The 13,866-nt window shown below is 65.8% G+C and carries 15 protein-coding genes and 1 pseudogene; 4 read left to right on the forward strand and 12 right to left on the reverse strand.

Annotation, left to right across the window (positions count from 1 at the left end):
• Positions 1-48: 48 nt before the first annotated feature.
• Complete coding sequence (locus J5T34_RS21660) at positions 49-741, reverse strand: putative glycolipid-binding domain-containing protein (RefSeq protein ID WP_208582947.1); 693 nt, start codon at positions 739-741, stop codon at positions 49-51.
• Between the two features lie 763 nt (positions 742-1,504).
• Here J5T34_RS21660 and oxlT point away from each other — a divergent pair.
• Positions 1,505-2,827, forward strand: a complete 1,323-nt coding sequence (oxlT, locus tag J5T34_RS21665; protein ID WP_174106626.1) for an oxalate/formate MFS antiporter — start codon at positions 1,505-1,507, stop codon at positions 2,825-2,827.
• Positions 2,828-2,967: 140 nt separating this feature from the next.
• The gene (locus tag J5T34_RS21670; protein ID WP_208582948.1) at positions 2,968-3,564 is read left to right on the forward strand and encodes a LysE family translocator; all 597 of its coding nucleotides are present in this window, start codon (positions 2,968-2,970) and stop codon (positions 3,562-3,564) included.
• Positions 3,565-3,595: 31 nt separating this feature from the next.
• Here J5T34_RS21670 and J5T34_RS21675 read toward each other — a convergent pair.
• From J5T34_RS21675 to J5T34_RS21690, 4 genes and pseudogenes are all read right to left on the reverse strand, one after another.
• A pseudogene (locus tag J5T34_RS21675) lies at positions 3,596-4,507 on the reverse strand (helix-turn-helix domain-containing protein).
• Positions 4,461-4,730, reverse strand: a complete 270-nt coding sequence (locus J5T34_RS21680; protein ID WP_208582949.1) for a Txe/YoeB family addiction module toxin — start codon at positions 4,728-4,730, stop codon at positions 4,461-4,463. The pseudogene J5T34_RS21675 and the gene J5T34_RS21680 overlap by 47 nt, the downstream one beginning before the upstream one ends.
• On the reverse strand, positions 4,727-4,990 hold the full coding sequence (locus J5T34_RS21685; protein ID WP_208582950.1) for a type II toxin-antitoxin system Phd/YefM family antitoxin: 264 nt from the start codon (positions 4,988-4,990) through the stop codon (positions 4,727-4,729). Before J5T34_RS21685 ends, J5T34_RS21680 begins: the two co-directional genes overlap by 4 nt.
• A 181-nt stretch (positions 4,991-5,171) precedes the next feature.
• Positions 5,172-6,122: a LysR substrate-binding domain-containing protein gene (locus tag J5T34_RS21690; RefSeq protein ID WP_208582951.1), complete on the reverse strand. Its 951-nt coding sequence runs from the start codon at positions 6,120-6,122 to the stop codon at positions 5,172-5,174.
• A gap of 157 nt (positions 6,123-6,279) precedes the next feature.
• Here J5T34_RS21690 and J5T34_RS21695 point away from each other — a divergent pair, with 157 nt between their 5' ends.
• The gene (locus tag J5T34_RS21695; protein WP_208582952.1) at positions 6,280-6,678 is read left to right on the forward strand and encodes a RidA family protein; all 399 of its coding nucleotides are present in this window, start codon (positions 6,280-6,282) and stop codon (positions 6,676-6,678) included.
• Positions 6,675-7,805 (forward strand): tRNA-dihydrouridine synthase, encoded by a 1,131-nt coding sequence (locus J5T34_RS21700; RefSeq protein ID WP_208582953.1) that lies wholly within the window; start codon positions 6,675-6,677, stop codon positions 7,803-7,805. Before J5T34_RS21695 ends, J5T34_RS21700 begins: the two co-directional genes overlap by 4 nt.
• A gap of 18 nt (positions 7,806-7,823) precedes the next feature.
• On the opposite strand, the gene J5T34_RS21705 is transcribed toward J5T34_RS21700, so the two are convergent.
• The 7 genes from J5T34_RS21705 to ssuC form a co-directional block, all read right to left on the reverse strand.
• Positions 7,824-8,189 carry a TraR/DksA family transcriptional regulator gene (locus J5T34_RS21705; protein ID WP_208582954.1) on the reverse strand — a complete coding sequence of 122 codons (366 nt, stop codon included), beginning with the start codon at positions 8,187-8,189 and terminating at the stop codon, positions 7,824-7,826.
• Between the two features lie 341 nt (positions 8,190-8,530).
• The gene (locus J5T34_RS21710; protein WP_208582955.1) at positions 8,531-9,481 is read right to left on the reverse strand and encodes an SAM-dependent methyltransferase; all 951 of its coding nucleotides are present in this window, start codon (positions 9,479-9,481) and stop codon (positions 8,531-8,533) included.
• Between the two features lie 733 nt (positions 9,482-10,214).
• The gene (locus tag J5T34_RS21715; protein WP_208582956.1) at positions 10,215-11,183 is read right to left on the reverse strand and encodes an aliphatic sulfonate ABC transporter substrate-binding protein; all 969 of its coding nucleotides are present in this window, start codon (positions 11,181-11,183) and stop codon (positions 10,215-10,217) included.
• Positions 11,184-11,194: 11 nt separating this feature from the next.
• On the reverse strand, positions 11,195-11,413 hold the full coding sequence (locus tag J5T34_RS21720; protein WP_174106645.1) for a TOBE domain-containing protein: 219 nt from the start codon (positions 11,411-11,413) through the stop codon (positions 11,195-11,197).
• A gap of 36 nt (positions 11,414-11,449) precedes the next feature.
• Complete coding sequence (gene ssuE / locus J5T34_RS21725; RefSeq protein WP_208582957.1) at positions 11,450-12,067, reverse strand: NADPH-dependent FMN reductase; 618 nt, start codon at positions 12,065-12,067, stop codon at positions 11,450-11,452.
• Between the two features lie 6 nt (positions 12,068-12,073).
• Positions 12,074-12,943 (reverse strand): ATP-binding cassette domain-containing protein, encoded by an 870-nt coding sequence (locus J5T34_RS21730; protein ID WP_208582958.1) that lies wholly within the window; start codon positions 12,941-12,943, stop codon positions 12,074-12,076.
• A gap of 59 nt (positions 12,944-13,002) precedes the next feature.
• Positions 13,003-13,866, reverse strand: a complete 864-nt coding sequence (gene ssuC / locus J5T34_RS21735; RefSeq protein ID WP_208582959.1) for an aliphatic sulfonate ABC transporter permease SsuC — start codon at positions 13,864-13,866, stop codon at positions 13,003-13,005.

Raw genomic sequence — 13,866 nt, forward strand, 5'->3', positions numbered from 1 at the left:
GGTGGCGGAGCACGCCGTTGAAAGGCCGCGCCCCGCCCCGCCCAACGGTCAGACCGCGGCCTCCGCCAGCGCCTGTGCCGCCGGCATCCGGTCCCAATAGGGCGGGTAGCTGATGACCAGCCCCCCGGCATCGACCACGATGTCGGCGGTGAAGGCGGAGTCCTGGCCGTGGTAGCCGCCGAGGCCGGTGCCCGACCCCTGTTGTTGCCCTGCCGGCCCCAGGGTCTCGTAGCGGAAGCGGCGGCGGCCGTCCGCCTCCGTGGCAAGCCAGGTGTAACGCTGGCGGACCGGTTCGACGGTCAATTCCGGCAGGCGGATATAGGCCATCGTGAACACCTGGCTGACGCCCGGCTGCCAGGCCGCGTGGCACAGCGGCAGCGTATTGGTGATCGGCGTCGCCATGATGTCGATATAAGTCGCGTCGGCAAGGTCGTCGCGCGGGCCCTGGCCATCGGTCCACTGCCTGCCGTCCCACGCCAGTGCAAGGGTCCGCGCGTCCCCCCGGTACACGGTGCGGGCGTCGAGCCGGACAAAGCGCCAGTCCGCCTCGCATTCGAGCCGATAGGCGAGCTCCAGCGGACCGTCGTCCCATTGCACCTGCACCCGCCCTTGGACCCCTACGCGGTCCGGCGCACGGGTCACCGCGGCAACATCGAGGCCGGTCCGTGTTTGCCAGGACCACGCCACCAGCTGGACGTCGGCGGATTGCACGGTGCCGGGCCGGGTATTCGATGGATTCATGATTGCCCTCCTTTGCGCAGACGGGCGCGGGGCGGCCCGCCGTCAAGACCGTCAATCTACCGCGATACCGGGAAACCGGCGATCGGCGCATCGACTCGGTCTCGATTCCCGATATTCATTAATGCGATAGCGGTGGCATCCATAATCACGCCGAATATCCTCCGGAAAATCCTTCCCGTCTCGATCAATTGCCATTTCCGGATCGCCTGACAATATTCGACACAGCGTTGGAGATTCTCTTTCGGGCCACGGAATATTCATCGCGGACCATTTTCCCGGCGGCAATTCTCTGCCCGGCCATAATCATTCGATAACCGTCTGAAGCGCTGCAGCATAGTGATTTCCGGAATGAATCCCTGCTGGTGAAAACCCTGCCATCCCTTTCACTTGACTTAATTGATATATCACATACCTTGTAACCCATCGCCACACCCAATGCGAGCGGGGCGATGACCGTGATGGCAACCGGCACCCCACAGAGGGACACCAACGGCAAGGAGGAAGCATGGAAAACGATTCGGCCGGGTCGTCCATCGCAGCCAGATCAGTTTAAGCAAGCCCGCTTCGCCCCATCCTCTTGTTTCGATGCGTCTGCCCCCCCGGCAGCGCACTAGCGTAGGGTTTTTTTGTTTCAGGAGCGGATGTGTAACGGACATAGAAGCCAACGATACAGGAGACATTGAAATGCTAGCGACGATATCCGAGCCGAGGTGCGGTACCGCACATTCGGACAGGAAGGACCAAACGATTGAAGGAGTGCGCCATGAATAATTCATCGACGGCGGCATTCCGCCCCAATCCCGAGGTCTCTGAAAAAACGCGCTGGATGCAGCTTATCGTTGGCGTCATCTGCATGGTCGCCACCGCCAACATCCAATATGCCTGGACGCTGTTCGTCCCGGAAATCCAGGAAACCTATGGCTGGTCGCGCGCCAATATCCAGATCGCCTTTACGGTGTTCGTGCTGGTGCAGACCTGGCTGGCGCCGATCGAGGGCTATTTCATCGACAAGTTCGGGCCGCGGATGATGGTGGCCTTCGGCGCCATCCTGATGGGCAGTTCGTGGGTCATCAACTCGCAGGCCACCACGCTGATGGGCTTCTACATCGGTGCCGCGGTCGGCGGGCTGGGTGTCGGTTCGATCTATGCGACCTGCATCAACAACGCGATCAAGTGGTTCCCGGACCGCCGCGGCCTCGCGGTGGGCCTGACCGCAGGCGGATACGGCGCCGGTTCGGCCGCCACGATCCTGCCGATCGCGGCCATGATCGAGTCCTCGGGCTTCCAGCACACCTTCCTGTTCTTCGGCGTGCTGCAAGGCACGCTGGCGTTCGCGGCAGCCTGGTTCCTGCGCTCGCCGAAGGCGCACGAGGTCAAGGCATCCAACAAGCTGGCGCAGGCCACGCGCGACTACACGTTGAAGGAAGCGCTTTGCACCAAGCTGTTCTGGCTGATGCTGGTGATGTTCGTGCTGGTCGTCACCGGCGGCATGATGGCCGTGGCGCAGCTGGGCGTCATCGCCAAGGACCTCGGCGTCAAGGACTTCCAGGTCGACCTGCACTTCTTCGTGATGGCCGCCCTGCCGCTGGCACTGATGCTCGACCGCGTGATGAACGGGATCTCGCGCCCCCTGTTCGGCTGGATCTCCGACCATATCGGCCGCGAGAAGACCATGGTGATCGCCTTCTCGCTGGAAGGGATGGGGATCATCGCGCTGGGATATTTCGGCCACAACCCGTATGCCTTCCTGATCCTGTCCGGGGTGGTGTTCCTGGCCTGGGGCGAGGTCTACTCGCTGTTCTCCGCGCTGGCCGGCGACGCCTTCGGTACCAAGCACATCGGCAAGATCTACGGCGTGCTCTATACCGCCAAGGGCATCGGTGCGCTGTTCGTGCCGATCGGCAACCTGATCATGGAGGCAACCGGCACCTGGTCCACCGTGCTGTACACGGTGGCTACCATGGACCTGATCGCCGCCTTCCTGGCGCTGATGGTGCTGCGGCCAGTGCTTGCCGGGCATGTGGCGACATCCAGACGGTTGTTCTCGAAGGAGGCCGCGGCTGCCGGCACACAGGTACCCGCCTGATCGATCTCCACCCCGGCGAACGCCGCAGCTGATGCGGGCTTCTTCGGAAGTCCGCTTTTTTTTTGCCGCAGCAGTTTTGTTCAATACAGCGGCCCACGGCCGCTTCTAGCATGCGCCATCGTCCAATCCGGAGCGCAACGATGGCCTCTCTTACCTTGCTGCTGTCCATGGCCGCCTTTGCCCTGGTGTCCTCGATCACGCCCGGGCCGGTCAATATCGTGGCGCTCAGCGCCGGCGCCCAGCATGGCCTGCGCGCCAGCCTGCGGCATGTCACCGGCGCCACCGTCGGTTTTTCCGTGCTGCTGCTGTTGGTCGGCCTCGGCATGCATGGCTTGCTGACGCAGTGGCCCGCCTTGACGACGGCCATCCGCTGGGGCGGCATCGCCTTCCTGCTGTTCATGGCCTGGAAACTGGCCATTGACGAGGGCAAGATCGACGCCACCGGCAACGGCAAAGGGCCGTCGTTCCTGTACGGCGCCGCGATGCAATGGCTCAATCCCAAGGCATGGCTGGCGTCGGTGGCGGGCATCGGCGTCTACGCCGCCGACGGCACGGGCGTGCAGGTGTGGCGCTTCGCGGCGATCTATTTCGTGGTCTGCTATCTGTCGATCGCCTGCTGGGCCTATGCCGGGGCGTTCCTGCGCACCTGTCTGCGCGATGCGCGCCGGGTGCGGGTCTTCAATCGCGCGATGGCGCTGCTGCTGGCCGCCAGTGCCTTGTTCCTGGTGGAGCCTTGAAGCCCGAGCCTGAAGCGCTGCCGGCCGCGCCTTACCGCATGCGCTGATATTGCGCCGGCGTGGCGGCGACCATTCGCTTGAACACCCGTTGCAGGTGGGCCTGATCGGCGAATCCCGCTTCCTGCGCGACATCCGAAATCGCGCGGCCGCGCTTGAGCTGGCTGCGGCTGTATTGCACGCGCCGATTGACCAGATAGGCGTGCGGCGTCAGTCCATAGTGCCGCTTGAAGGCACGGATCAGATGCGACTCGGATAACTGCGCGGCCGCGCAGATTTCGCCGAGCCGCAGCGGCCGCGCGAAATTGGCGTCGATATATTCGGCGGCGCGCCGCAGCCGATATTCCGGCCATTAGTCATGCGCCGGTCTGGCTGTCGGTTCGGACGATCGCTGTTCCGGCGCCGGGCAAAGGCGCCGATGCACCGCCGTGAAGAAAGCGATGGCCGCTTCTTCCTTGCACATCGCGTCCGTGCGATCGTCCGTCAGCAGGGCATGGAACTGCCCCAGCGCGCGATGAAGCCCGACGTCGTCGCTGACCCGCGTCGTAAAGCCCTGGAAATCGCCATTGCGATCGAAGCCGAGATCGTGCTGCAGCGCCGTCAGCCAGCCGACGTCGACATACAGCATCCGATACGACCACGGCGCATCGTCGAGCGGATTGCAGGCATGCACCTCTTCGGGATTCATCAGCACCACGGCACCGGCGCCGACCGATGCGCGCATGCGGCCATTGACATAAATACTGCGCCCACCGGTGACGGCGTCGATCGAGAAGGTCTCGTGCGAATGCGCGCCATAGCAGATGCGGCGGCCGTCCTCGATCGAACGGGCCTCGATAAAGGGGAGCGAAGGATCGCGCCAGAAGGACGGGGCTGGGGTTTCCACGATCACGCGGGTGTTACTTGTCCCCGTAGTGCAGCCGGCAAGCGATGATCGCCAGCTCATCGTCATTGGCGTAATAGACGAGGCGGTTTGTATCGTCGATGCGCCGTGACCAATAGCCGGAAAGCGTACCCTTGAGCGGCTCCGGCTTGCCGAGCCCCTCGAAGGGGCTGCGTTGCGCGTCCTGTATCAGCGAGTTGATCCGCTTCAGCGTCTTTTTATCCTGCCCCTGCCAGTACAGGTAATCGTCCCAGGCACCAGGCATGAAGGTCAGCTGGCGGCTCATTCGATATCCGGATCGATCAGTTCCCGCTTCTGCGCCTCGCCGCGACGGTGTTGCTCGATCGACTCCATCAGTCGCTTGGCGTTTGCAGGATTGCTAAGCAGGTACATGGTTTCCATCCAGCTGTCGTATTGCTCTTGCGACATGATTACGGCGTTTGGTGCGTCACGGCGCGTGATGAGAATAGCGTCGTGATCAGCGATGGCTTGGTCGATGACGGCCTTCAAATTGTTGCGGGCGTCAGAGAAGTGAATTGTTCGCATGGCGTGCCCTCCACGGAGTTGTTCAACTAGTTGAACAAGTATAGCAAAGAGAGGCAATTGCCTTGCTTAGCGCTAGATCCGGGACCATACGCCCCCATGCGTATCAAACGCTATGCGCCGATTCTCATTTGCCTCCAAGCGACTGGGTCGCTTCGGACAGCCTAGTCACCTCAACAAAGCCTTAGCGTCCGTTATGCCCCCGGCGGCCCACCTCAACGGGTGTCGTAGAAGCGCGGCCCCCGAACTCCGCCTCGACCCACTCCCTCACCAACCGCGTAGCCGGCCGTTCGGCGGCGCGCGGGCTGTAGACCAGGTCATAGCGGAAGCTCTCCAGCGCCAGCTGGAATGGCTGCACCAGCACGCCCGAGGCCAGTTCTTCGGCCACCAGCGTCAGGCTCAGCAACCCCACGCCCTGCCCGGCGACGGTGGCCTGGATCGCGTGAATCTCGTCGGTGAAGGTCAGGCCCGCGGACGCGTCGATCTGGCCGGCGGCGGCCCCCACGCCCGCGCGTTCGAGCCAGTGCCGCCACACCGCGGCACGCGGGTCCTGCCGCACGCCGGCGCCCCATTCAAAATGGATCAGCGGCGCGTGCCGCAGGTCCGCCAGCGACGCCAGCTTCAGGTGCGGGCTGCAGACCGGCGCAAAGCGGTCCTGGAACAGCGGCTCGACCGTCAGGCCCGGATAGTGGCCGCCGCCATAGCGGATCGCCACGTCGGCGTCGCTGTCGAGATCCACCACGGCGTTCGATGCATCGAGCCGCAGCGTCCAGTCCGGATGCGCGGCGCGAAACGACCCCGCGCGCGGTGCCAGCCGCTTGGCGACGAAAGCGACGGTCGACGACAGCGTGGCGATATTGGCCGCGCGCTGCCGCTGCACCGCCGCTACCGCGTGCTCGAAGCCATCGAGTCCGTCACGGATCGCCGGAAACAGCAGCCGTCCGCTGGGGGTCAGGTCGACCTTGCGGGTTTCGCGCTCGAACAGCCTGACGCCCAGCCATTCCTCGAGCAGCCGGATCTGGTGGCTGATCGCCGTGGCCGTGACGTTCAATTCGTCGGCGGCGCGCTTGAAGCTCAGACGCCTTGCCGCGGCCTCGAAGGCGCGCAGCGCGCTCAGTGGAGGGAGGCGTCTCATGACCTCGCCATGAATGAGCTGAACTCATCCATACCTTGAAATTTGACCATTTGTCGAGCCTGCGGGGGATCGCGATACTGGCACCGTCGTCTGCAACGGCGCTACAAACAGCCGTCGCGACGGATGAAATTCCCTCAACTTTATCCCGGAGTTCCCCATGCTGCTCGAACAAGTCCGCACCAACCCCGATCCGTACGCGCCGTTCCTGCTGTCGCAAGGCATCCGCGTCGGCAACCTGGTCTTTATCTCGGGACAGGCCGCGATCGGCGACGACGGCAAAATCGTCGGCCGCGGCGACTTCGACAAGCAAGCCGAGCAGGCCTTCCGCAACCTGCGGCGCGCGCTGGAGGCCGCAGGGTCGAGCCTGGACCGCGTCGCCAAGGTGACGATCTTCCTGAAGTCGATGGACAACTTCGGCAAGATCGTCGAACTGCGCCGCAAGTGGTTCTCGGCACCCTACCCCGCCGACACCATCGTCGAGATTTCCAGCCTGTATTCGCCGGACGCACTGATCGAGATCGAAGCCATCGCCGTGGCCGAAGGAGACGCGGCATGAATGCGCCTGCAAGACCCACGCTGTTCGACCCGGGCGATCTCGGCGGCATGGCCTTGCCGAACCGTCTCGTGGTCGCGCCGATGACGCGGATCAGCGCCACGCCCGAGGGCGTGCCCACGCCGACGATGGTCGACTACTACGCCGGCTTCGCGCGCGGCGGCTTCGGGCTCGTGATCACCGAAGGCACCTACACCGATCGGGCCTTCTCGCAAGGCTATGCCGGCCAGCCCGGCCTGACCGACAGCGAACAGGCGCGAGCCTGGCGCGCGGTCACGGACGCCGTGCACGACGCCGGCGGCCGCATCTTCGTGCAGCTGATGCATGCGGGGGCGCTGTCGCAGGCCAACCGCTTCCGCGGCGAAACGGTCGGGCCGTCGGCCATCACGCCGAAGGGCATGCAGATGGCGGTCTATCGCGGCGAAGGGCCATACCGCACGCCGCGCGCCATCGAGCCGCACGAGATCGACGCCGCCATCGCCGGATTTGCCGAGGCCGCCCGCCTCGCCAAAGACGTGGCGGGCTTCGACGGTATCGAGATCCACGGCGCCAACGGCTACCTGCTCGACCAGTTCCTGACGGACTACACCAATCGGCGCGACGATACGTGGGGCGGCCCGATCGGTAACCGTATCCGGCTCGCCGAACAGACCGCGCGGGCCGTGCGCGCGGTGGTCGGCGACAGCTTTCCAGTCGGCATCCGGATTTCGCAGGGCAAGGTCAATGACTTCACGCACAAGTGGGCCGAGGGCGCCGACGGCGCAGCGATCGTGTTTGGCCGGCTGGCGGCAACGGGCATCGACTTCCTCCATGTGACCGAGTTCGAGGCCTGGCAACCGGCCTTCCCTAGCGACGCACGCACGCTGATCCAGCATGCGCGACGCGCGGCGCCGGACCTGGCCGTCATTGCCAACGGCAGCCTGGATGACCCAGCGCGCGCGCAGCAGGTGCTGACCGAAGGCGCCGATCTCATCGCCCTGGGCCGCGGCGCGCTCGCCAATCCCGACTGGCCGATCCGCGTGGCGAAGGGCATCGCACCGCGCCCCTTCGATCCCGCGCTGCTGTCCCCGTTGGGCGATATCAAGCCGGAAGAACTGCAGGTCCGTCAGGCACAGCCGCTCGTTGCCTGACCGGCGGGCAACGTCCTCCTAAGCGGCAAAGGTGCGCTCGTGCCGCCCCTGGCACGGCGCACACCGCGTGGCCGTTGGATTGGCCAGCAGGCGTTCGTACGGGATGTCGACCGCGCAGTCCTCGCACACGCCATAGTCGCCGGCATCCATCCGCTCGCGCGCCTGCGCGATATCGTCGAGCTCCCCGCGATAGTGCTGCTGCAGGGCGACGCGATCGCGCTCCTCGTTGACGCCCTCGGCGGCATCGGCGAGATCCTGCGGCTCTCTGGCCGGCTCGGTGGCGGGGCGGTCGCGCCCCTGCTGATAGAGCGGCTGCAGTTCGCGCTCGCGCTGGTCGAGGCGATCGCGCAGCGCGGCGAGCTGATCCGGACTCAGATGTGCCATATGCGCCTCCGTATCGATATCGGTCACGGTGTTGACGTCGGTCCCGATCGGTCCCGTTCCTCGACTGCGGCGAGCCGAGGCCATACGTGATCGACACAAGCGGCAGCGGGCCGTTCCCTCCGCGCTCAAAAAGCTGGTCCGGATTCGACCCGCTGTCGTGCGGCGACACGGCGCGCCGCTGCCAGGCCGACGAAGAACAGGCACCCTCCCGATTAATTAAATCTAAATTCAGGAATCAGTTTTTTTCTAATTCCAATTACACCGATGGATGAATTTTTTTTAAACACCCCCTTCTCTCAATTGCCGCCCTTATACTGCGCCGCGGGGCGCCGGTGCCGCCATCATTCAGGCTTGCGCGCGATGACGGTGGGGAACATGCGGGCGCGGTCGTCGACGAAGCGGATGTCGGTAAAACCGGCCCGCTCCAGTTGCGCCCGCGTCTGTGCCTGCGTCCGGAATGCGCTCCACTTGACCTCGAGAATATGCGCGAACAGCACGTACTGCAGCGCCAGCGACGACTGGTCGATCTGCGACAGATCCCAGCTCGACTCCGCGCCGACGGTCGGCGGCGGCGTCAGGAAGCTCGTGATCAGCGTACCGCCCGGCTTGAGCGCAACAAAGAACGCGCGGTACAGCGCAATCACGCGCTCGTCATTCGGCTCATAGATATTGAGGCCGTTGCTGGTCAGGATATCGGCCTCGCCGCTCAGGCTGCCCGCCCAGGCATCTTCACGCCGCAGCGTCACTTGCGATGACATGCCGCGCTCCAGAGCGAGCGCCCGCGCGCCGTCGAGCGCCTGCTGATCGAGATCGATGCCGATCAGCGACACATCGGGAGCAGCACCGAAATCGAGGGACAGCAGATCGCCCATCAATCCGCACGGCACCGAGGCGATCGTGATGCCGGGCCGAAGCCGTTCCTGCAGCTGGCGGCGAAAAAGGTGGAAGCGCTCGCGCGTGGCCAGCACCGCCGGCATCTTCTCGAAGATCTGATACTCGAGTCCGCCGGCCTGATGCTCGGCGAACGTACCGGGCCGATAGGTCACCAGCTCGTGCGTCCAGTACGCGTTCAGGCCCTGGTTTTCCAGCAGGAAGCGGCCGAGCGGAAATCGCGTCAGCGCGTACAGCATGTCGATCTGCTGCTCCACCGTCGCCCCGGGCAGATCCTTGCCGGCGCGCAAGCGCGCTTCGGCGGCCCGGATCCGCTCTTCGGGGTTCCATGCTGGCGCCGCCGCATGCGAAAGCAGACGGTGTCCGTGGTCGAAGGTTCGGGCGGCTTCCGCTCGCGTCATTTCTGCTTCCTCTTTGGATCGCGGTAAAAAGGGGGAAATGGGGAATTGGGGAATTGGGGAATTTGGGAATTTTGGAATAGAAAATCGGCGCGGCCCGATGGCGCCTGATTCGGAAATGCAGGGTTTTGTCCGCGCCAGAATTTAGCACACAAAGTCCATTGCGATCTGCTGAATAAATTGCAATCAGAATTCAACAATAACTAATTCTCGCCGGCGTATTGCCATCATTCACCAAGGCATCGCCATTCGGTCATGGTGGCGAAACATTGGGCTGGAGCAGAGTCCCGCCGTCGCGAGGTCCGGGCCGTCGGACACCCTGCTGCTACCCCTGCCGCACGCGGCCAGCAGCAGCGCGACGGCGGGCATCACGCCTTGCAAACGAGCGATCCTGTCCACCGCATCCTCTCTCAGTCGAAGAATCGGCGGACGAGATCGCCGATCAGCACGCCGCGCGGACGATTCATGTCGGGTCGGATTGCCCGGACGCGGGACCTGAACGGTCCCCGTCATCGTTCGGGTCTGTGTTGGCCAGCGCGGATCATTCCTGCCGGGCATGGCCACATGAGGATTGCGAAGTGGATGGCAAAGGGCAAGGGCATGCGCCCTCGCGTGCGCGCCTTCGAAGGCGCTGCTCCGGCTCCGGGGTAAACCCGGTTCGCCGGAACGTAGAACGAGGTTAGTACACCGGTAGTCCGAATGCCAAGCCTTCAATCGGGCCGGTTTGCGAGGGGGTTCAGGCCTGTCGCCGCCACACCGGCGACGCGCTGACCACCACCTTGCGTGGAATGATCTGCTGTGCGTGGAAGGCGTCGGCGATGCGTTGCTGCTCATCGAGCGCCGGCGCGTCGACCGCCTGCAGCCGATAGCTGCGCCGCCGGTTCGCGATCTCGACGGTGGCCGCGTCGAGGCCGATCAACGGCGCGTGCCATTCGGCCGCGGCGGCCGGGTTGGCCTTGACCCATTCCCCGGCCTGCGCCAGCGCGTCGAACACGACGGCAAGCACATCGGCGCGGCGGCGCGCAAAGTCGCTAGCCGCCAGATAGAAGCGGCGATAGCTGGCCAGGCCAGTGCCGTCAGCCAGCACGCGCGCCTGCGCCTGGCGCTGCGCGGCAGCGAGAAACGGATCCCAGATGACCCAGGCCGACACGTTGCCGCGTTCGAAAGCGGCGCGCGCATCGGCCGGCGTCAGATACGCCGGCTCGATATCGCGCATGGACAGGCCGTTGCGCGTCAGCGCCTCCAGCAGCAGGTAATGCGCGCCGGCGCCCTTGGCGAAGGCGACCTTGTGGCCCTTCAATTGCGCGATCGATGTCAGCGACGAGTCGCGCGGCACCACGATGGCCTGCGCCGTCGGCGACGGCGTCTCGATCGCGTAGTACGTCAGCTTGGCGCCGGCGGCCAGCGCGAACGGCGGCACCGCGTCGGCGACATCGGCGCTGAGGTCGAGCCCGCCGACATTGAGCGCCTCGAGCAGCGGCAGGCCCGAGGTGAATTCGTGCCAGGACACCGAGACGCCCAGCGGTGCCAATGCCTTCTCGAGCGTGCCGCGCGACTTCAGCAGGATCATCAGCGTCGACGACTTCTGATAGCCGATCCGCACGGTTTCCGGCTTGACGGCCGGCTGGGCGCGGGCGGCGCCGACCAGGCTCCATGCCGCGATGCCGGCCCCGGCCAGCAGCAGCTGCCGACGCATGCCCTGCATTCTCGTTGTTCTCATAGCGTGGCGATCGACACCTCGGTCGACTTGACCAGCGCGATCACCTCCTTGCCGACAGCGAGCTCGAGCTCCTTGACCGAGCGGGTCGTGATCACCGAGGTCACGACCAGTCCGCCGGCGGTCTCGACGTCGATCTCGGACACGACCGGTCCTTCGATGATTTCGCGGATCTTGCCGCGGAACTGGTTGCGTACGTTGATGGCGTGAATCGTCATGACAGGTTCCTGTTGGATGGAATGGATAAGGCTGACTCAGACCGACCAGCGCACGCGTTCCGCGGGCCACGGCTCGGCAAGGGCCGACAAGGACGCCGCGCGCGCCAGCTCGGCTTCGCGCTCGCGCAGTTCCCGCGCGCGGGCGGCAACGTGCTGCACCGAGCGGTCGAGCCGCTCGACGATGTCGCCCACCGCGGTGTATCCGCCTTCAGGACGCGAGGGCAGCTGCTGGTCGGTCGCGTAGATGCCGTCGAGAATGTCCCGGGCGCCGAGCGCCGACAGCACCGGCTTGAGCGCGTAGTCCAGCGCCAGCAGATGCGCGGGACTGCCGCCCGTGGCCAGCGGCAGCACGGTCTTGTCGCGCAGCCCATCCTGCGGCAGCAGATCGAGGAAGGCCTTCAGCACGCCGCTGTACGAGGCCTTGTAGATCGGCGTGGCGACGATCACCAGTTGCGACTCGCCGACTGCGCGCACTGCCTCCTGCAGACGGGCGTCGCCGAAATCGGCCTGCGTCAGTGCCTGCGCGGGCAGGTCGCGCGGCCGGATCGATCGGTAGGAGGACGTGAATGCGTCCAGCCGCGAGAGCGCGAGCTCCAGCAGGTAGGCCGAACGCGAAGGCGTGGAAGGACTGCCGAGAATGCCGACGATGTTCATCAGGGATCAGAAGGTTGCCAATGCGCTGGTCTGCGCGTCGTGGTCAGGGGATTCGATGGCGGGCTGCCGCAGCACCCGCCGGAGCACGCGCTCTTCGATCGCCGCGAATGCCGGCGCACCGTGGCTGCGCGGCCGCAGCAGCGGCACGCGTTCGTCGAAGGCAATACGGTGGTCTTCGATCAGCAGCACGCGGTCCGCCAGCGCGACGGCCTCGGCCACATCGTGCGTGACCAGCAGCGCGGTGAAGCCGTGCGCGAGCCACAGGCGTTCGATCAATTGCTGCATCTCGATGCGGGTCAGCGCATCGAGCGCGCCCAGCGGCTCGTCGAGCAGCAGCAGGCGCGGGCGATGCACCAGCGCACGGGCGAGCGCGACGCGCTGGCGCTGCCCGCCGGACAGCACCGCTGGCCAATCGTTGGCGCGTTCGGCCAGCCCGACCTGGGCCAGCGCCTCGCGCGCGCGCTCGCGGCCTTCCCGGCCGGGCAGGCCCAGCGCGATGTTGTCCAGTACCCGCTTCCATGGCAGCAGCCGCGCGTCCTGGAACATGATGCGGGTGCCGTCGTCATGGCCGTCGCGCGGCCGGCCGTCGAGCGCAATGCGTCCGCTGCTCGGGCGCTCGAGCCCGGCGACCAGACGCAGCAGCGTGCTCTTGCCGCAACCGCTGCGTCCGACGATGGCGACGAAATCGCCGGGCGCGATGCGCAGATCGATGTGCTGCAGCACCGCGCGGCCGCCATAGGCCTTGTGCAGACCGCTGATGGCGACCTCGGTGCCGCGCGCGCCGCCGGTGCTGTCCTCGACATGGCGCGGCGCCGCTCGCGGGGTCGGCTCGCTGTCCTCCCTGCCCGCACGCCGCAGCGGCAGATGTTGTTGCATGGCATGCATCGCATGAACTCCGTTGATGAGGGGCCGATGAGCGGATGGATCGATCGGGGTCAGGCTTTGGCGGCGGTCTGATAGCCCGGATGCCAGCGCAGCCACCAGCGCTCCAGCCCCTTGGCCAGCAGATCCGCGAGCTTGCCCAGCAGCGCGTAGAGCAGGATGCCGACCAGCACCACATCGGTCTGCAGGAACTCCCGCGCGTTCATCGTCAGGTAGCCAATGCCGGCCTGCGCGGAGATCGTTTCCGCGACGATCAGCAGCACCCACATCAGCCCCAGCGAGAAGCGCAGGCCGACCAGGATCGACGGCAGGGCGCCGGGCAGGATCACCTGCCAGTACAGCGCCCAACCGGACAGGCCGTAGCTGCGCGCCATCTCGATCAGGCCCTTGTCGACCGAGCGGATGCCATGGAAGGTGTTCAGATAGATCGGGAAGAAGACGCCGACCGCGACCAGGAACAGCTTGGCCGCCTCGTCGATGCCGAACCACAGGATCACCAGCGGAATCAGCGCCAGCGCGGGGATATTGCGCACCATCTGCAGGCTCGAATCGAGCAGCGTCTCGGCGGTGCGGAAGGTGCCGTTCAGCAGACCGAGCAACAGCCCGAGGCCGCCGCCGATCGCCAGTCCGGCCAGTGCGCGCCAGGCGCTGACGGCGGTGTGCTGCCACAGCTCGCCGGACAGCGCCAGCGTGCGGAATGCCGCGACGACGGCCAGCGGCTCGGGCAGCACGCGGCTCGACAGCCAGCCGCGGCGCGAGGCCAGCTCCCACAGCAGCAGGATCAGCGCAGGCACCAGCCAGGGCAGGCCCCGGCGCAGAACGGATGCGATCCAGCCGTGCGGCAGCGGCGTGCGCACCGGCACGGCGGCATGGAGATCGGCCGCCAGCGCGGCACCGCTTTTCGTGGGATTCGGCAT

Source organism: Cupriavidus gilardii (assembly GCF_017598945.1).
GTDB lineage: Bacteria > Pseudomonadota > Gammaproteobacteria > Burkholderiales > Burkholderiaceae > Cupriavidus > Cupriavidus gilardii_E.